Source organism: Rosettibacter sp. KY25, assembly GCF_057554405.1.
Genome location: NZ_BAAJAO010000006.1, coordinates 128,557 through 147,220, shown reverse-complemented (window position 1 = coordinate 147,220; position 18,664 = coordinate 128,557). Strand labels below are relative to the sequence as shown.

The 18,664-nt window shown below is 30.2% G+C and carries 22 protein-coding genes; 17 read left to right on the top strand and 5 right to left on the bottom strand.

The features are described from left to right. Positions 1-1,750: TonB-dependent receptor plug domain-containing protein (locus AC27L2_RS05755; protein WP_487210749.1), on the top strand; the 1,750-nt coding region annotated here is incomplete at its 5' end. A 119-nt stretch (positions 1,751-1,869) separates the two neighbouring features. Here the strand turns inward: AC27L2_RS05755 and AC27L2_RS05750 are convergent. Together AC27L2_RS05750 and AC27L2_RS05745 are read right to left on the bottom strand one after the other, a co-directional pair. Next, positions 1,870-2,445: a pseudouridine synthase gene (locus AC27L2_RS05750; protein WP_487210748.1), complete on the bottom strand. Its 576-nt coding sequence runs from the start codon at positions 2,443-2,445 to the stop codon at positions 1,870-1,872. A gap of 13 nt (positions 2,446-2,458) precedes the next feature. Beyond that, positions 2,459-3,373 (bottom strand): sensor histidine kinase, encoded by a 915-nt coding sequence (locus AC27L2_RS05745; protein ID WP_487210747.1) that lies wholly within the window; start codon positions 3,371-3,373, stop codon positions 2,459-2,461. Positions 3,374-3,502: 129 nt separating this feature from the next. Between AC27L2_RS05745 and AC27L2_RS05740 the strand changes: the two genes are divergently transcribed. The 12 genes from AC27L2_RS05740 (at position 3,503) to AC27L2_RS05685 (ending at position 13,241) form a co-directional block, all read left to right on the top strand. Then, entirely contained in the window at positions 3,503-5,014 is a 1,512-nt protein-coding gene (locus AC27L2_RS05740; protein ID WP_487210745.1) for a cytochrome c3 family protein, read from the top strand. 268 nt (positions 5,015-5,282) lie between these two features. Then, complete coding sequence (locus AC27L2_RS05735; protein WP_487210744.1) at positions 5,283-6,236, top strand: S1 family peptidase; 954 nt, start codon at positions 5,283-5,285, stop codon at positions 6,234-6,236. Positions 6,237-6,274: 38 nt separating this feature from the next. Then, positions 6,275-6,784 carry a DinB family protein gene (locus AC27L2_RS05730; RefSeq protein WP_487210743.1) on the top strand — a complete coding sequence of 170 codons (510 nt, stop codon included), beginning with the start codon at positions 6,275-6,277 and terminating at the stop codon, positions 6,782-6,784. Further along, a complete protein-coding gene (locus AC27L2_RS05725; RefSeq protein WP_487210742.1) occupies positions 6,785-7,312 on the top strand; it encodes a 2'-5' RNA ligase family protein in 528 nt (175 codons plus the stop codon). A 94-nt stretch (positions 7,313-7,406) separates the two neighbouring features. Further along, positions 7,407-7,745 (top strand): DUF2752 domain-containing protein, encoded by a 339-nt coding sequence (locus tag AC27L2_RS05720; RefSeq protein ID WP_487210741.1) that lies wholly within the window; start codon positions 7,407-7,409, stop codon positions 7,743-7,745. Further along, a complete protein-coding gene (locus tag AC27L2_RS05715) occupies positions 7,724-8,077 on the top strand; it encodes a TM2 domain-containing protein (protein ID WP_487210740.1) in 354 nt (117 codons plus the stop codon). The genes AC27L2_RS05720 and AC27L2_RS05715 overlap by 22 nt, the downstream gene beginning before the upstream one ends. 154 nt (positions 8,078-8,231) lie before the next feature. Then, complete coding sequence (locus AC27L2_RS05710) at positions 8,232-8,444, top strand: cold-shock protein (protein WP_487210739.1); 213 nt, start codon at positions 8,232-8,234, stop codon at positions 8,442-8,444. Between the two features lie 265 nt (positions 8,445-8,709). Next, positions 8,710-9,573, top strand: a complete 864-nt coding sequence (gene epsC / locus AC27L2_RS05705) for a serine O-acetyltransferase EpsC (RefSeq protein WP_487210738.1) — start codon at positions 8,710-8,712, stop codon at positions 9,571-9,573. Between the two features lie 17 nt (positions 9,574-9,590). Then, positions 9,591-10,502 carry a cysteine synthase A gene (cysK, locus tag AC27L2_RS05700; protein WP_487210737.1) on the top strand — a complete coding sequence of 304 codons (912 nt, stop codon included), beginning with the start codon at positions 9,591-9,593 and terminating at the stop codon, positions 10,500-10,502. Between the two features lie 141 nt (positions 10,503-10,643). Then, positions 10,644-10,766, top strand: coding sequence for a hypothetical protein (locus AC27L2_RS05695; RefSeq protein ID WP_487210736.1), 123 nt, complete (start codon positions 10,644-10,646; stop codon positions 10,764-10,766). Positions 10,767-10,873: 107 nt separating this feature from the next. Continuing rightward, on the top strand, positions 10,874-12,655 hold the full coding sequence (locus tag AC27L2_RS05690; protein WP_487210750.1) for a KUP/HAK/KT family potassium transporter: 1,782 nt from the start codon (positions 10,874-10,876) through the stop codon (positions 12,653-12,655). A 133-nt stretch (positions 12,656-12,788) separates the two neighbouring features. Further along, the gene (locus AC27L2_RS05685) at positions 12,789-13,241 is read left to right on the top strand and encodes a hypothetical protein (protein WP_487210735.1); all 453 of its coding nucleotides are present in this window, start codon (positions 12,789-12,791) and stop codon (positions 13,239-13,241) included. On the opposite strand, the gene AC27L2_RS05680 is transcribed toward AC27L2_RS05685, so the two are convergent. After that, the gene (locus AC27L2_RS05680) at positions 13,234-14,052 is read right to left on the bottom strand and encodes an SDR family oxidoreductase (protein ID WP_487210734.1); all 819 of its coding nucleotides are present in this window, start codon (positions 14,050-14,052) and stop codon (positions 13,234-13,236) included. The genes AC27L2_RS05685 and AC27L2_RS05680 overlap by 8 nt on opposite strands. 136 nt (positions 14,053-14,188) lie before the next feature. On the opposite strand from AC27L2_RS05680, the gene AC27L2_RS05675 reads away from it, so the two are divergent. Genes AC27L2_RS05675 through AC27L2_RS05665 form a run of 3 tightly spaced genes read left to right on the top strand, consistent with a single transcriptional unit; the run spans position 14,189 to position 16,284 of the window. After that, the gene (locus tag AC27L2_RS05675) at positions 14,189-14,572 is read left to right on the top strand and encodes a hypothetical protein (protein ID WP_487210733.1); all 384 of its coding nucleotides are present in this window, start codon (positions 14,189-14,191) and stop codon (positions 14,570-14,572) included. Continuing rightward, positions 14,573-15,073: an RNA polymerase sigma factor gene (locus tag AC27L2_RS05670; protein ID WP_487210732.1), complete on the top strand. Its 501-nt coding sequence runs from the start codon at positions 14,573-14,575 to the stop codon at positions 15,071-15,073. It abuts the gene before it with no gap. Beyond that, positions 15,070-16,284, top strand: coding sequence for an anti-sigma factor family protein (locus AC27L2_RS05665; protein WP_487210731.1), 1,215 nt, complete (start codon positions 15,070-15,072; stop codon positions 16,282-16,284). The genes AC27L2_RS05670 and AC27L2_RS05665 overlap by 4 nt, the downstream gene beginning before the upstream one ends. Here AC27L2_RS05665 and AC27L2_RS05660 read toward each other — a convergent pair. Beyond that, positions 16,281-16,763: a YybH family protein gene (locus AC27L2_RS05660; protein ID WP_487210730.1), complete on the bottom strand. Its 483-nt coding sequence runs from the start codon at positions 16,761-16,763 to the stop codon at positions 16,281-16,283. The genes AC27L2_RS05665 and AC27L2_RS05660 overlap by 4 nt on opposite strands. Positions 16,764-16,891: 128 nt before the next feature. On the opposite strand from AC27L2_RS05660, the gene AC27L2_RS05655 reads away from it, so the two are divergent. Next, on the top strand, positions 16,892-17,350 hold the full coding sequence (locus tag AC27L2_RS05655) for an NYN domain-containing protein (protein ID WP_487210729.1): 459 nt from the start codon (positions 16,892-16,894) through the stop codon (positions 17,348-17,350). A 1-nt stretch (position 17,351) separates the two neighbouring features. Here AC27L2_RS05655 and AC27L2_RS05650 read toward each other — a convergent pair whose 3' ends face one another. Next, a complete protein-coding gene (locus AC27L2_RS05650; protein ID WP_487210728.1) occupies positions 17,352-18,653 on the bottom strand; it encodes an SUMF1/EgtB/PvdO family nonheme iron enzyme in 1,302 nt (433 codons plus the stop codon). Positions 18,654-18,664: the final 11 nt, after the last annotated feature.

Genomic DNA, 18,664 nt, shown 5'->3' with positions numbered 1-18,664 from the left:
TAAAAAACATTATAACACAGTTGTTGATGTTTTAAGAGAAGTTCCCGGTTTATCAATAATTCAACAGGGTGGGCAAGGAAAAATTGCCAATCTTTTTATGAGAGGAGCTAATTCAAATCATACTCTTGTATTTATTGATGGAGTTAAAGTAAATGATGCTTCTTCTCCAAATAATGCCTTTGACTTCTCAATTTTAAATACATCAGATATTGAAAAAATTGAAATTGTAAGAGGTCCTCAAAGCACACTTTATGGCTCCGATGCAATTGCAGGTGTAATTAACATTATCACTAAAGGATTAAATAAAAACAAAAATTACTCTATCTCATTTGAAGGTGGTTCACATTCATTTTATAAAGGAAATTTTTCGTTGAATGGAAATTATGGAATTGTTGATTACTTTCTTTCTGCTGCTGGAATTGGAAGCAAAGGAATTTCAGCAAGTAATTCGAAATATGGAAATTCAGAAAGTGACGGATTTAATAATAATTCTCTAACATCTAAACTCAATTTTAATTTTCTAAATAATTTGGAAATGAATCTTCTTTATAAATATTCAAAGTTGAAAACTGATTTAGACCAGAATGATAAACTTGGCGACGATCCTAATTATAATTATAATGTTGAAGAGCAGTTATATAAAGCAGAATTAAAAAATGATTTGTTCAATAAAATGTGGGAACAAGTTGTCTCAGCATCTTTTGTGAAAAGATTGGCTAAAGCAAAAGATGATGTTGATGAGATTAGACCTAATACTTCGTCGAATAGTTACAATCATTCAGAAAGAATTAAAATTGGCTGGCAAAATAATTTTTACTTAATAAAAAATAATTTGATAACTGCTGGAATTGAAACAGAATTAGAAAAAGCAAACACAAGTTATTTAAGCACATCTGAGTGGGGTCCTTATGAAAGCGTGTTCCCTGAAAAATCAATGAGAACAACTGGAATTTATTTGCAGGACCAATTTAATCTTGCAAATTCTTTATTTACTTCATTAGGAATTCGAATTGATAAAAATGAAAAGTATGGAACAATAACTACTTTCAGATTTGCACCAGCTTACTATTTCCATTCAACAAATACAAAATTAAAAATGAGTTATGGTTCTGGTTTTAAGGCACCTTCACTTTATTATTTGTTTGATCCTCTTTTTGGAAATCCGGATTTAAAACCAGAAGAAAGCAAAGGCTGGGATATTGGTTTTGAACAATTTTTTATGAATGGCAAATTTTCTTTTGGTGCAACCTATTTCAATTTGAAATTAACAAACATGTTTGGCTATGATGCAAATTTCAAAACAATAAATATCGCAAAGGCATCTTCAAAAGGATTAGAAATTTATTCTACACTTTCTGATTTCAATGGAGTTTCATTCAACATTAATTACACTTATAATGAAACTAAAGATGAATATCAAAAAAGCAGTGATTATAATCAGCAACTGCTGAGAAGACCGAAACATCAATTATATCTAAATATTGGTTATCAACTTAATGACAAAATTTTATTGAATTCATCATTCAAATATGTTGGTGAACGAGACGATAAAGATTTTTCATTTTATCCAGCAAAAAGAGTAACATTGAGTGATTATTCTTTAATTAATTTTTCTGCCACTTATCGAATATTGAATAATCTTGAAATTTATGGAAAGATCGAAAATCTGTTTAATAAAGATTATGAAGAAGTTTTGTATTATGGAACTTTAGGAAGAACATTTTATTTAGGTTGCAATTTTAAATTATAATTCTCAATTGAAAAAACAGGGTGACTAAAAAGTAAGCATAGTTTGTAAAATATGATTTTTATTTTGTGCTATTTATTGTATAGATTAAAAATACAAGCTCACTTTTTAGTCACCCATTTTTAACCGAATAGACCTTCAATTTCACTTTTGGTTAATTCTCTTACTTCTCCAAACTTTAATTCTCCAAGCAAAATATTTTTTATTCTTACACGAACAAGGCGCAATGTTGGAAATCCAACTGCTGCAGTCATTTTTCTAACTTGTCTGTTTCTGCCTTCAACTAATGTGATACTGAGCCATGATGTAGGAATTGTTTTCCTTTCTCGAATCGGCGGAATTCTTGGAGGGAAATCAGGTTCATCAATTAATTTAACTTTTGCTGGAAGAGTTTTCCTGCCTTCTATAATTAAACCATCACTTAATTTTTGTATTGCTTCATCTGTCGGAATTCCTTCAACCTGAACAAAATATTCACGTTCATGTTTGTTTTTGGGATTTAATAAATAATTGGTTAAAAATTTATCGTTGGTTAAAAGCAGCAGTCCTTCACTGTCCATATCTAATCTTCCAACTGGATAAACATCTTTCGGAAAATTAAAAAGTGATTTTAGAGTTCTTCTTCCTTCTTTATCGGTAAATTGAGAAAGCACGCCGTAAGGTTTATTGATTGCAAAATATTTCAAAGATTTTTTCATTTTAAGAGCACATTTAGTTTTTAATTGGAAAGAAAACCTTAAATATGCTTCCTTCATTTAATTTGCTTTCAACAGAAATACTACCACCATGTTTTTCAACCATTTCTTTGCATAAAAGCAATCCCATTCCGGTTCCGATTTCTGAATTTGTTCCTTTAGTTGAAAAATGACTATCAGGCTTAAATAATTTTTGAATATCCTCAGATGAAATTCCAACTCCAGTATCCTGCACAATTATTTCAACTCCATCTGAACTAAAAAGAGAATTGATTGTTACAATTCCTCCTTCTTTAGTAAATTTAATTGCATTGCTGATTAAATTATTAAGAACAGAACTTAAGATATAATCATCAACATAAACAACCGCATTTGGATCTATTTCATTTTTCAATTTAATATTTTTTCTTACTGCATTAGCATCATGAAGATTAAGGATCTCATCAACTTTATTACGCAGGTTAATTCTGATTGGTTCTATTTTGATTTTATTTGACTGCAGTTTTGTCCATTCAAGAAGATTTAATAAAAGTTCGTAAATATTTTTTGATTGATTTCTTATTCCTTTGACAATTTCTTTTTTGGTATCATCAGGTAGTGAATCAAATTCTTCATAAAGTAAATCGGCATAACTTAAAAGTCCTTGAAAAGGATTTTTCAAATCGTGAGAAATAACTGAGTAAAATCTATCCTTTGCAGCATTGATGTTTTTAAGTTCTTCGGTGTATTCAATTAATTTTTTTTCTGCTTCTTTTCTCAAACGGATTTCTTCCATCAAATTTTCATTTAAGATATTCAATTGCTCAAGTCTGATATTTAAATCCTGCTCAATTTTTTTTCTTCGTTTTAAAATATTAAATAGAACCAATAAAAAGCTTATCAGAAGAAGTGAAATTAGAGCTAAAATTATTTCAAAATGATTGCTGATCAAAAGTACTGCTCCATTTTATGAAGATGGTAATCTTTAATAAAACAATTTAGTAACTTTCTTTTTAAGAAAATATTTTTTTTATGAGAATATCATTTCTTAATTTAATGTTGCATTAAATCGAGAAGAAATATGAAAATAAGATTACCACACTCTACACAAAACTGGATATCTCTTGTTGGAGCTACAATTGCTCTAATCAGTTTTTTTATGATAGTATTCTTATTTGTTGTAAGTTCAATTTTCGGGAAAGATAACTCTTATCTTGGATTAATAATATACATTGCTTTGCCAGCAGTATTAATTTTTGGTTTGATATTGATTCCAATCGGCATGTGGGTAAAAGTTAGAAAAGAAAGATTGCATTTTCAAAAAGATAAAAAAGAATGGCCAGTAATTGATTTTAATGATGTTAGGCATAGAAATGCATTTATGATTTTTTCTGTCGGAACTTCAATTTTTCTTCTTGCATCCGCAGTTGGAAGTTACGAAGCATTTCATTTTACAGAATCAGTAGAATTTTGTGGAAAGTTGTGTCACTCTGTTATGAAGCCTGAATATACTGCATATCAAAATTCACCGCATGCAAGAGTTGCTTGTGTTGAATGTCATGTGGGTACAGGTGCAAGCTGGTATGTTCGTTCAAAGTTGTCAGGTTTATATCAAGTTTATGCAGTAACACTTGGAACTGTTCCAAAACCAATTGAAACACCAATTAAAAATTTGAGACCAGCAAGAGAAACCTGCGAAGAATGTCACTGGCCTCAAAAATTTTATTCAAGAAAATTGAGATTTGAAAAACATTATTTGAATGATTTTAATAACACTGAATGGGATATAACTTTAACAATGAAAATTGGCTCGCAAGTTAGTGCTCTCGGTCTTGAAGAGGGAATTCACTGGCATATAAATCCAAATGTAAAAATTGAGTATAAAGCACTCGATTCAAAACGCGAAAAAATTCCATGGGTAAAGTATACTAATCTTAAAACAGGCAAAGTTTTTGTTTATGAAGACAGAACAGTAAAGACTGACAAAAAAATTCTCGATTCCTTAGAAACAAGAGTAATGGATTGTATGGATTGTCACAATCGTCCTTCTCACAATTATCAGCCGCCTGCATTTTTTATAAATAATGCAATCACAGCTGGCAATATTCCTCGTGAACTTCCTCAAATAAAATTTGCTGCGATGGATGTTCTTGGAAATAATTTTACTTCAACAGATTCTGCAATGAAAGAAATTGCTCGATACATCAATTCATTTTATAAAGATAATTATCCTGAAATTTATGCTAAGAAATATGAAATGATTGATAAAGCTATTAAAGGAATTCAAAATGAATTTAAGAAAAATATTTTTCCAGAAATGAAAGTCAGATGGGATGTCTATCCAAATAATATTGGTCATCTTGAATTTATTGGCTGCTTTAGATGTCATAATGATAATCATAAATCGAACGAAGGAAGAATAATTAAAAAAGATTGTAATCTGTGTCATACAATAAATTCACAAGGACCAGCAAATAATTTGCAAATTGCTTCTGTAAATTCAGAGCTTGAATTTAAGCATCCTGGGAATGATGTTGGGGATAAATGGAAAGACATGCTTTGTGTTGAATGTCATACGGGATTGAATCCATAAAATAATTTCAAAAAAAATTAACCTGATTTCAAAATATTGATTTAAATAGTTTCTATGAAGTTGTTAGAAAATTTTTTGAAAAAGTTAAAGAGCAGTTTAATGACATTTAAAATGCCAGCTGGACTATTATTTTTTAATAAGTTTGTTTATTATCACTGCAAATAATTTTCATCCTTTTGATAAAGTGAGGCATAAATTCTTAAATATTATTTTAATTTTTTTGACTCTAATTTTTGTTTCATGTTCAGCAAGCTTAAAGTATGAAAGAATGAATTCTCCTGCAGCCGATGGCAAATACGACAGTGAATTTCCTTACATCAACGCATCAAAATATCTCGAAGAAATAAGCGATTGTATCAGATTAATTAACAGCATAGCTTTTTACACAAGTTATGTTTTTGATTCAAATTCGTTTATAACAATAGACGAATTAAAGAAAGTTGATTTTGAAAGAAAAGCAATTCAAAAAGTTTATTTTAACAGAACTGCTTCGGGAACCGCAACTTTAATTTATAAAGGACAGGATAAAATTCTTTTTCTGACAGTTGCTCATGTCGTCTCATTTGAAGATACTTTAATTTCTTTTTTCATCAATCAGGATGGAAGCACCTCAAATTATATTCAGAGCATTTCGATTAAAACCCGACAGACAAATTATATTCCTGACTTGCCATCTGGAAGCGAACTAGAAATTGTTTTGATAGATAAAAATATTGATGTTGCTCTGTTAGGCAAAAAAATTTTGCAGACAGATTTATTGAATATTTCTGTTTTCAATTATCCATGGGGAAAATCTTCTGAACTTGAATGGGGAGATTTTGTTTATGTTTTTGGCTATCCAATGAATTTAAAGATGGTTACAAAAGCATTGGTAAGTATTTCAAGCAAAGAAAAAAATACATTCCTGATTGATGCAGTTTTTAACAGGGGTTCAAGCGGTGGAATTGTGTTGGCTATTCGTGATGGTGTTCCAAACTTTGAACTTGTTGGCCTTGTTAAATCTGTTCCTGCAGATTTTCAATACACGGTTCATCCTTTAACCAAAGATAGAAATCTTGATTTTAATCCAATGATGCCATATAAAGGCGAACTTTATGTAGAAAGAGAACAAATATTAAGAACAGGAATTACAAAAGTAATTTGTATTGAAGCAATCAGAGATTACATTAAGCTTCATAAATCTTATCTTGCAAGCAAAGGATATTTCTTACCAGAATTTTAATTTTTAGATAAGGAAAATTCGAAAGGAGGTTGGAAATTATGAAACCTGATTCAAATGAATATGCATCTTACTACAAACAATATGTGGATTTAATTGATTCTGAAAATATTTTGGAAGTTCTGGAATCTCAATTGCAGGAAGTAGAAAATCTTTTTAATTCGATTGACGAAGAAAAATCTAATTATCGATATGCAGAAAAAAAGTGGAGCATAAAAGAAGTGCTCGGACATCTTGTTGACAGCGAAAGAATCTTTTCATGCAGAATATTAAGAGTTTCCCGAAGCGACCCAAACCAGCTTTCAACTTTTGATGAAAATTTATTTATCGAAGAATCAAATTATTCTTCTCTTAAATTAAAAGATATTCTTAATGAATTTGTGCTTTTGAGAAAATCAACTATTTTGATGTTGAAAGGATTGAAAGAAAAAATGTTTCTGAAAACAGGAATTATTAATGGACAAAATATTTCGGTAAGAGCACTTGCTTACATCATTGCAGGTCACACGCTTCATCATCTAAATGTAATTAAAGAAAGATATCTTAAATAAATGTCACTTTTAGTTTTAGCATTTCCAAATATTGATAAAAAAGATTTCCAATGGATTCAATCCATCAGGGAAAAGTATGATGAAAAATATTTTAATATTGTTGAACCGCATTTCACATTAGTCTTTCCTCTCTCTGAACTATCAATTGATGAATTAAGCAGACATGTTAAATCAATATCGAAAAAATTTGGTGTGTTTTATTTTGTTTTAAGATGTGCTCAAATTGTAAAAGATTCTTTCAGTGATTATACAGATGTGTTTTTAATTCCAGAAGAGGGTTATAGAATTTTTGTTAAACTTCATGATGCTCTTTACACTGGACCAATCGAAAAAGACCTTCGGCTTGATATTCCTTTCATTCCTCATATTGGAATTGCAAATAATCTTGACCCAAAATTTTGCAAAAAAATTGCTGATGAAATAAATTCAAAAAATCTCGAGATTGTTGGAGAGATTAATAAATTGAGCATAGTAGATTATGATAACGATAAAGTTAGCATTATTGAAGATATTTATTTGAGAAAATGAAATTACTCGTCATGCTTAAGAATATTCAATCGTAAGTAAAACAAATTTCTTTTTAATGCGACTAATGGTCCAGACAAAAAAATAGTTTATGTAAATGAATAAAATATTTCTTAAAAGTTTTTTAAGAAAAATTGAATGGGAAGGAATATTCTGGCTGATTGGTCTTATCTATTTAATTTTTATAAATCCATATGAAGAACAAAAATTTACATTGTGCCCATTTCATAATATTGGGATTAACTTTTGTCCTGGATGCGGATTAGGAAAATCAATTTCATTTATTTACTATTTTGATTTCATAAATTCATTCCATGCACATCCGCTTGGGATAGCTGCATTAATACTCATTTCATACAGAATAATTATTCTGTTAAAAAGAACAATTAATAATTTCAATCAGAAGGAGAACATATGGCAAATGTATATGAATTAATGCCCGAAATAATGGGAGAAGAACAGATTTATATTGCTAACCTCATCAAAAATTATGATGACAAAGAAGCACAACAGTTTGCAAATATTTATCGCGCAAGAAGAAGAGACCCGCAAACAATTTTGCTTGTAACACTTGCCGGATTTCTTGGAATTGCAGGAATTCAAAGATTTCTTACAGACCAGATTGGTTTAGGAATTTTATACTTGCTTACAGGCGGCTTATGTTTAATTGGAACCATAATTGACCTTGTTAATTACAAACGAATAGCATTTGAATACAACCAAAAGCAGGCAGCACAGATTGCATTTATGCTGAAAGGGAATCAATAATCACCAAAAGATTTTTTTGTTTTAGAAATTTTATTTAATTAACTTAGCAATGTAGAGCAGATGCTCTGATATATTTTTTTGCCGGGGGCAATAAAATTTATTCGAGTGTTTGCTTTGCAGCTGTATCAGTAACATTTTTAAAGGAGTTTTTCAAATGGCAGAGCGTGAAAGCGGAACCGTAAAGTGGTTTAATGCTGCAAAGGGTTACGGTTTTATTGAGCGCAATCAAGGCGGTGATGTATTCGTTCACTTTTCTTCAATTCAAGCAGAAGGATACAAAAGCCTTGAAAAGGGTCAAAAGGTTGAATTCACTGTTGGAGAAGGACCAAAAGGACCCCAGGCTCAAGATGTAAAAGTTGTCAAATAATAAAGATTTATTTGCAACAACTGAGCGGCTTTTATAAGCCGCTTTTTTATTTTTCCAATTATTGAACTTTTTCTCTTAAGAATGCATTTTTACATGTGTAATTAAGAAAATTTTCTAAAATGATTATTCATATACATTATAATTCTTTCTCCAACACTTCATATCATCATAGCTGCATCTGTAGCATCTCATGTCTTTGTTGTTGCTGATTTCATAATCGGCTTTCAATTCTTTTTTAATATATTTTTAATTTTTTATAAGAGGAATGAAAATGGAAGCATTGAACAGGAATAATCTAATTAATTTTGCAGAAGAACTGCTTAAAAAAAGACAAACACATTTCTGCACTGCGTCGTTAAAGACAGAAGCAATAGAATATCTGAATGGATTGATTGATTTTCTGTTTCCTCACTTTTCAAATAAAGTTTATTACACTGAAGAAGATATTCTTTCCAAACTGCAGCTTCTGAAAAGAGATTTAATTCAATTAATAAAATTATTAAATGGACTGGCTCCTGAAAATCTTGAAGAAACTGCAGAAATATTTATTTCCAAACTTCCTAAAATACATAGTATGTTGTGGGCTGATGCCGAGTTTATTTATCAAGGCGACCCTGCAGCCGAAAGTGTTGATGAAGTTATTCTTGCTTATCCCGGCTTTATGGCAATTGTAATTTATCGTATTGCTCATGAACTATATTTGTTAAAAGTTCCTATCATACCAAGAATATTAACTGAACATGCACATCAAATTACAGGTATTGATATTCACCCAGGGGCTACAATTGATTCACCATTTTTCATTGACCACGGAACTGGAATAGTAATTGGTGAAACAACAGTTATTGGAAAAAATGTGAAATTGTATCAAGGAGTTACACTTGGTGCACTTAGTGTAGATAAAAGTCTTGCTCAAACAAAACGCCATCCTACAATTGAAGATGATGTTGTTATTTATTCACAAGCAGTAATTTTGGGAGGAAATACAGTAATAGGAAATAACAGCATCATTGGAGGGAATTCATGGATAACTCAAAGTATTCCTCCAAATTCAATTGTTTATAACAAAAGCGAAGTTCGTGTAAGAAGGTCAAAAGAATTTGAAAACACAATTGATTTTGTCATTTAACAAAAAAGGAATAAATCATGAAAGCAAATAATGTTCTTGAATTAATTGGGAATACACCACATCTAAGAATTAATAAACTTTTCGGCAATAAACATGAAGTATGGGTCAAACTTGAAAGGGCAAATCCAGGGGCAAGTATTAAAGATAGAATTGCTCTTTCTATGATAGAAGATGCCGAAAAAAAAGGAATCTTGAAACCGGACAGCATAATAGTCGAACCTACTTCTGGAAATACTGGAATTGGACTGGCTATGGTTGCAGCTGTCAAAGGTTACAAGTTAATTCTTGTTATGCCGGAATCAATGTCAATTGAAAGAAGAAAGATTATGGCAGCATTTGGTGCTGAATTTGAATTGACACCTCGAGAACTTGGAATGAAAGGGGCAATTGCAAAAGCTCAGGAAATTGCTGCTAATAATCCAAAAGTTTGGATACCTCAACAATTTGAAAATCCTGCTAATGTTGAAATTCATATTAAAACAACTGCTCAGGAAATTTTAAATGATTTTCCTGATGGTTTTGATTATTTAATAACTGGTGTTGGAACGGGTGGGCACATTACTGGAGTAGCAAAAGTATTAAAAGAAAAATTTCCTCATATAAAAGTTTTTGCAGTTGAACCTGCTGCTTCACCTGTGATTTCAGGTGGTCAGCCTGGTCCACATCCAATTCAAGGCATTGGTGCTGGCTTTATACCAAAAATTTTTGATACTTCATTAATCGAAGGAGCAATTCAAATTACAAAAGAAGAAGCATTTGAATATGCACGACGTGCAGCAAAAGAAGAAGGATTATTTGTTGGAATATCTTCCGGTGCATCACTTGCAGCTGTAAATAAAAAATTAAGTGAAATACCAGAAGGAAAAAGAATTCTAACTTTCAATTATGATACAGGAGAAAGATATTTATCAATTGATGATTTATTTTAATTAATTCTTTACTTTACAATTGCTCTTGCTCGCCTTAAGAGCAAGAGCAATTTTATTTTAAAAATTTGATTTGGATTTTTTTCTATAAAATGCTATGTATTGCATTGCTTTTTTTAGAAATTTTTTAAATAGGGATAAATAATGGAACAAACTCAAGAAAATAAGAAACTCGGAGATCTTGCTTTTTATTTCTTAATGGGAATCTTAGGAATTAGTGTTTTATACATCATTGGCTATTTAGTTTATGATATGATTTTTGGTTGAGCTGAAATTTGGGACTAAAGTGATTAAGAATTTTTTGTTAATGGAACTGAGATTTGGAGAATAGTAATTCTAAAAATCTTAAAGAGAGCTTAGAAATAGTTAAAGCTATGGGACTTGTATTCGGCGATATCGGTACAAGTCCAATTTATACTCTTACAGTTATTTTCCTTCTTACTCCTCCTACATTTAAAAATATTCTAGGAATCCTTTCTCTTGTCTTTTGGACATTGATTATTCTTGTAACGATTGAATACACTTTCCTTGCAATGAGTTTAAGCTCTAAAGGAGAAGGCGGCATAATTGTACTTAAAGAAATTCTTCGTAGTATTGTTAAGAGAGGGAGGTCAATAATTTTTATAACCTTTCTTGGTTATGTGGGAATTTCTCTTTTGATGGGAGATGGAGTTATCACACCTGCAATTAGTATTCTTTCTGCTGTAGAAGGACTTGAGTTAATTCCCGGTCTTGGACACATTGACCAGAATACAATTGTTCTAATTACAATTATCATAACAATAATTTTATTTTCTGTTCAATCAAAAGGAACAGATAAAGTTGCTGCTTCTTTTGGACCAATAATGTTGTTGTGGTTTTTATCTTTGTTTATTTCCGGTTTGATTTCAATATCACGTAATCCATCAGTTATCGCAGCTGTAAGTCCTCATTATGCAATAGAATTTATGACACATAATGGCATAACTGGATTTTTTGTTTTGTCAGAAGTTATTCTGTGTGCAACTGGCGGCGAAGCAATTTATGCTGATATGGGACATTTAGGACGCGACCCAATTAGAAGAGCATGGTATATTGTTTTTGTTGCACTTGTAATAAATTATTTTGGTCAGGGAGCATTCTTAGCAGAACACAGCAATAATTACAATAATTTTAATATCCTCTTTACAATGGTTAAATCCCAAGCACAATTTTTATATATCCCATTTTTAATTCTTACTTTAATGGCAACAATCATTGCATCACAGGCAATGATTTCCGCAATGTTTTCTCTTGTATATCAGGGAATTCGTACTTATATATTTCCATTAATGCGTGTTAAATATACTTCTACTCATTTGAGATCCCAGATTTATATTGCTGCTGTAAATTGGGGATTATTGTTAGCTGTAGTATTGATGATTTTAGTTTTTCGTAAATCACAAAATCTTGCTGCAGCTTATGGATTTGCAGTTACTACTACAATGACAATCAGTACTTTCTTCATGATATGGATTTTTAGAAGACAAAAAATTAAATGGAAAGTTTTAGTAGCTTTATTCGTCTTTGTTGTAAATATTCTTTTCTTGATCTCTGTATTTTATAAAATTCCTCATGGCGGTTATTGGTCTATTCTTATTGCGTTAGTTCCTTTTGTTACCATAGGAATCTGGACAAGAGGAAATCGTGCTGTTCACAAATCTTTTCGTTCATTACCAATTGATACTTTTATTACAAGCTTTGACCAGCTTTATTCAAAAGGAAATATTTTACCTGGCACAGCTTTATTTTTTACAAAAAGTTTGGATATGATTCCTCCCTATATGGTTCATTGCACAATTAGCAGCAATATTATTTATGAGCATAATATTTTGATTTCAATAGCTACGATGGACAAGCCTTTTGGCACCCAAAAATTATTTGAACCAGAAATTACAGAAGGTCTCTCAGGATTAGAAATACAAATTGGATATCTTGAAAAAGTTGATGTAATGAAAATTCTAAAGGAATTGCAAATTGAACCAAAAGTTATGTTTTATGGTGTTGATGATGTTCATACAAGAAAAACTACTTTGAAAATTTTTGCATTAATTAAAAGAATCACTCCAAATTTTGTTCAATTCTTAGATTTGCCTTATCAAAAACTACATGGTGTAATTACCCGCATTGAGATTTAATTTGGATTGAAGTTAATCCTAAAATATCGTAAAATTTCATTGTGAATAAATTGTTCTTTCACTTTTGAATTGCCTTTGTTGCTTTATGGTTTAGACTAATAAATTTTAGAATAAATTAAATGAAGAGGTTGCTATGAAAATCGGAATTGGTTTTTTAGCAATTCTTCTCTTCTTATTTTCAACAGCAGTTTATTCACAGGATATTTCTCTCTGCCAATTAATTGGAAAAGATTCAAAAGAAGTAATTAAAAAATTTGGCAAGCCTCTGCATCACGACAAATCAAATCCAGCTATGGAATGCATTTATTATCAAACAAAGAATTCAAGAATGGCTTTTATAGCTGACCAAGATGGCGTTTATCAAATTCAAGTTGATTTTATGTATGACTCAGAAAAAAATGCAAGAAAAGCCATTGACGAATTTCTCTCTGAATGTGGAACTAGGAGTTTAAAAGTTGATACTTTGAATGTGAGTGATTATAAAATTACTGGCTCAGGTGTTAAGATGAGTCTATCGTTATTTGAAAATACTTATTCAAAAAAATATGAGGTTAAATTTAAAGCTGACCGTTCTATGATTAAATAAGATTATCTAAACCAGTCATCTGTGCGCTGATATTCCAAAAATTTTTAAGCAGTTTTTTATCGTATGTTAAAGAGTGAGAGCGCTCTATTCTTTTATTAATAAAATATTCACCGCTTATATCTTTAACATCATTTGATATTGCAAGATATACTGAAGTTTCCGCTCCTTTTTTTACTGAATCACCTGAAATATTAAATCCAGCTTTCAATAATTTTGTAGATATTACTCCTGGATGCAAAGCATTAACTGTTATATTTGTGTCGGAGAGTTTTTCGGCAAGCATTTTTGTAAATAAAATATTTGCAAATTTTGAAACTGCATAAGCATTGTAAGGCGAAAAATGTCTTTCTCCATTTAGATTTTCTAAGTCAAAGTCTGCACTCTGATGTGCTATCGAACTGACATTGATTATTCTGCCTTGTTCAGATTTTTTAATTAAATCAATTAAAAGATTTGTTAATAGAAAATGAGAAAGATGATTAACCTGAAAAGTTGTTTCGAAACCATCTTCTGTTAAGATGAGTTCTTTCATATAAATGCCGGCATTGTTGATTAATACATCTAATCTTTCAAATCTGTTTTTAATGTCTTCAGCCATTTTTCTTACTTGCTTAAACGAAGTAAAATCTGCTGAACAGCTGTCAATATTATTATTGCCGGTTTGTCTTTTAATTTCTTCTATTGTTTTTTCTACTCTTATTTTATCTCTTCCGTGAATAATTATTTTGTGACCGAGATTTGCCAGATCAATTGCAGTTTGTTTTCCAATTCCATCTGTTGAACCGGTAATTAGAATTATTTTATTTTCCATAAAATTTCTTGTTTGTAAATAAATTATAATACAAATCTAATTCTTAACTAATTCTTCATCAATTCTGATTCTTATCTTGAAGTAAAGTTTTTTTATTCATATCATAACATGAAGATTTAATATAACATTAGAAATAATGGGAATACAGCAGTTACTATTAATTGTTTTGAGTATAATAGCTGTCGGAGTTGTTGTTTACATTAGTTATAATCTTGTAATTTATTATCTTCAAACATCAAACCGGGAACAGTTAGTAATCCAATTAAATAATTTATGCATTGCTGCGCAGCAATATTATAAAAAGCCAAAAGAACAGGGCGGAGGCGGTGGTTCTTTTGAAGGCTGGCATATTCCCGAGCAATTCAGTAAAACTGAAGATGGAATTTTCAGAGCTGTGATTAAAGATGATAAAATAAATTTTAATGCAATCGGAAAACAAATTGGTCTTGATAATAAAAATGAAGTTTGTGTAGATGCAACAGTTAATTCAAAAGAGATTCAAATTATTGTAGTGAATTAAATGAGAATAGAAAACACAAACTATGTAAATTATTTAATTGAACTTTCTCAAAGCGGAAGAAAGAATGCTTTTTTTGATTTGTGTGAAATTAATCTAAGCAGTGTTTTTACAATTATCTATCGATTAACTGCAGATTACGATTTAAGCAGAAAACTTACCATCAATACATTCCTTGAAGCCTGGGATAAAATAAAAAACTATGACTATAAAATTTCTTTTGTTTTATGGATTAAAAATATTGCAATAAGACATGCGCTTGAAAATTTAAATCGCCTTTCTATCTCATCAATTGATATTGAAATGACAGAAGACAGATTAAAAAATCTTGAGAATTTAATCATGAACCTGGATTATGAAAGAAGAATAATTTTTGTTTTACATGACCTTGAAGGTTATTCTTACGAAGAGATAACTGAATTTGTAGGCTATGACTTTTTAGATGAAGTAAAAACAAAATTAATTGAAACAAGAAATTATTTAATAAATAAATTGTGTAAATGAGCTGCGAAGAAGTAAAAATACTATTGCACGATTTTGTTGATGAACTGCTTGATGATGAAAATAAAAAATTAGTTTATACTCATATTCAAAAATGTGAAAAGTGCCGCGAAGAATATATAAAGCTCACAAGATTTTTCGACCTGCTGAAAGATATGCCTTATCAGGTTAATGCCCCTAAAGATATTATTGAATCTTTGTCTAACGAACTAATGAAAAAATCTTTAAGAGAAATTCCAATTGTTACAGAAAAATCAAAAGCCAGAGAATCAAAACTAAAGCGCGAACAATTAAAGCAGGATAGAAAATTAAAAACCATACGCGGACCAATTAGAAAAAGTGTTGTTACTCGTTCAATAGCCCCATCTTTAAGCAAAGAAATTGAATTTGAAAAAGGTTTTCAATGGATAAAATTGCTTTTGATTTTACTTCCACTTTTCGTTTTTGCTGTTGGATATGTTATTTATGATTTTTCTTTAATCAATTCACCTTGGAAAATTAAAACCATTATAGGTAGTTATTTAATTAATGGCAAGAAGGATTATGCTGGTCTTTGGTATAAAAATTCCATTTTAACAACAGAAGATAATTCAACTATTGTTGTAAATGTTCCGAATTCCTGCAAATTGGAAATTTATTCTAATTCCACTCTGATTTTATTGAAAGCAAAAAATAACGATAACAGAATTAAGCTTGAAAATGGGGAAGTAAAAATATCGAATTCAGTTTTAGTTCCCCACTTTTCAATTATTACTGATAAATCAAAAATAATTTATAAAGGTGGAACATTAAGTCTAAAAGCGAAAAATGAAGTGTTGAAAATTTTTGTTGAAACTGGAATATGTGAAGTTGAAGAAGAAGGAAATAAATTTTTTATTGATGAAGGATATATGTGTGAACTAAGAAAAAATTTTAATATCGGAACACCATATCGAATTGATGCATCTGATTCATTAAAAAAAGAAATTGAGAAGTTTGATTATTATCAAGGTGGAGAAAGTTCAATTGAGAGAATTATTAAATTATCCAGAACTGAAGATGCATTAACACTCTTAGCATTAATTCCAAAAGTTGATGCAGCTTATAGAGCAATTTTATTTCAGAAAATTGCAAATTATTTTCCACCCCCAAGCAATGTAACTTATGAAGGAATAATAAAATTGAATAATGAAATGCTTAATAGCTGGTGGCGGGAAATTGAATGGCAGCTTTAATTATAAGTTAAAGTTGGAACACTCAGCGACCTGAAAATTTTCCAGCCTTCGTTTTTATCTTTCTTTAGAATCTTTATGCTTCTTTCTGAATAAATTGGATTCATCTTATCAATTGCAGGACCAGGAACAAAAAAAGAACCATTAATGATAACATAAGCTAAATCATTTTGAACAGATAATTCTTCAATATTAATTTCCCATTTCCCTTCTGGATATTCATTTCTGAATTGATAAAGTTCTTTTGTCAAAGCTTCAACTCCAACAACATCTTCTGAATCTGCAGCTATTCCTTTATAATTTTCATCAATCAATGTAACTGCTGTTTCAATATCACCAGAATTATAAGCTGTATAAAAGTGGTCAATCAATTTACGAATTGCTTCTTCATCTGCGGTTTTGGCTATTTTCTTTTCTGACTCTGGAACTTCTTTTGTGCAGGCAGTAACAAATAAAATTAATATTAATGATAAATATTTCATGTGATTGATGAATTTTTTCTAACACAATTATAATAATTATTGTTATGAAGTAAAAAACTCATTGAAGAAAAATTTCATTTTAATAATCTTTTTCTATTGTTAAATTAAAAATAAAAATCTCGATGATTATGAAACATTATATTATTGATGGAAATAATTTGATAGGGAAAATTTTGGAACTGAAAAAAATTCATGAGCAGGATAAACAGCAAAGCAGAGAAGAACTTGTAAATCTTTTAAATGACTACTTTGCAGGTAAAAAAATTAAGCTCTCACTTCACTTTGATGGTTATGAAAAATCTTATCTAAGAATTATTAATGGAGAAATTAAATACTCAAAAAATTTACAAGCTGATTCAATGATAAGAAAAGAAATTGATGACGTTCAATCAAAAAGATTGATTACATTGGTTACTTCTGATTTGTCTCTCTTAGAATATGCAAGAGTGAATGGCTGCAGTATTAAAATTTCAGAAGAGTTTTATAATGAAATTAAAAATTCATATCAGGTAGATGAAGAAGAAGAAAGAATAAAGAAATTGGAAAAGGAGAATGACGAATTTCTAAAAATATTTGGCGCAGAATAAATTACCTTGCTGTTCGAACAATTCTCAAACCAACATTGGAACCTCTTGCACGAATTTCATAATAATTGCGATAATAAACTTTATTGAAGACAGCATCATCTGTCCAGCTGCCGCCTCTGATAACATGAGAATTGCCTGATGAAGGTCCTGCAGGATTTTGTTGTGGAGATTGTGAGTAATAATTTTCATCATAAAAATCCCAGCAGTATTCCCAAACATTCCCGCTCATATCATGGATGCCAAGTTCATTTGGAAGTTTTAAACCAACTTGATGCGGCGAATTATCTGAATTGTTGTAATACCATGCAACTTCTGTTATGTTCGAGCTTCCGCTGAATTTTGTGTTTTTACTTTGCAAACCGCCTCTTGCAGCAAATTCCCATTCTGCTTCGGTGGGAAGACGATAACCGTTGGCATTAAAATCATAAATAATTTTTCCTCCTTCGTATCTGTAACATTGCTGCAAACCTTCAAGCATGCTGCGTTGATTACAAAATTCAATTGCATCATTCCATGTAATAGATTCTACTGGATTATCATCATTCCAGAATTTTGCAGGATTATTTCCCATAGTTTCAATCCAGTTTTTCTGTGTGATTTCATATTTTGAAATGTAGAAGGAGGACAATGTTACATCATGAGCTGGCTTTTCAAAGTAATTGCCGTCGCCAAAAGTATCACCCATTTTAAAACTTCCACCCTGAACAAAAATCATTTGCAGTTCAGTTAAATTTGATAACGATATTTCATAATCAGAAGTTTTATCAGGATAAATAAAGATGCTCTCTTTTTTCACTGCATATTTTTCTTTTGTTACAGAAAAAATATTTGCACCTGCAGGAATATTGTCAAAATGAAAGGTCCCATTGATTCCAGTTAAAATTTTTGATGAATAATTTTCAATTTGTATTGATGCTCCTTCAATTCCTTTTTTTGTAATTTCATCAATAACTCTTCCGGAAATGGACATTAAATTTCTTAAAATGATTTGAACTTTGGTTGTGTCATTATATTTTACTGCTGCATTTGTTATTGCTTTTAAGTAGCCATCTTTTTCTGCAATTATTTTATAAATTCCTGCATTGATGTTGTTAAACTCAAATATTCCTGATTGATTTGTAGTTGATGTGTTTGTTTCTGGTTCAGTAGTAATTTTTACATCAGCAACTGGATTTCCATTAACATCAACAACAATCCCAATTAATTTTGTTTTAATTAGTGATTCAGCTGGATTTGATTCTTGTTTTGAACAAGCATAAAATAACAATGATAAGATGATGAATAGGACAGCAGCTTTTTTCATAAAAAGAATAA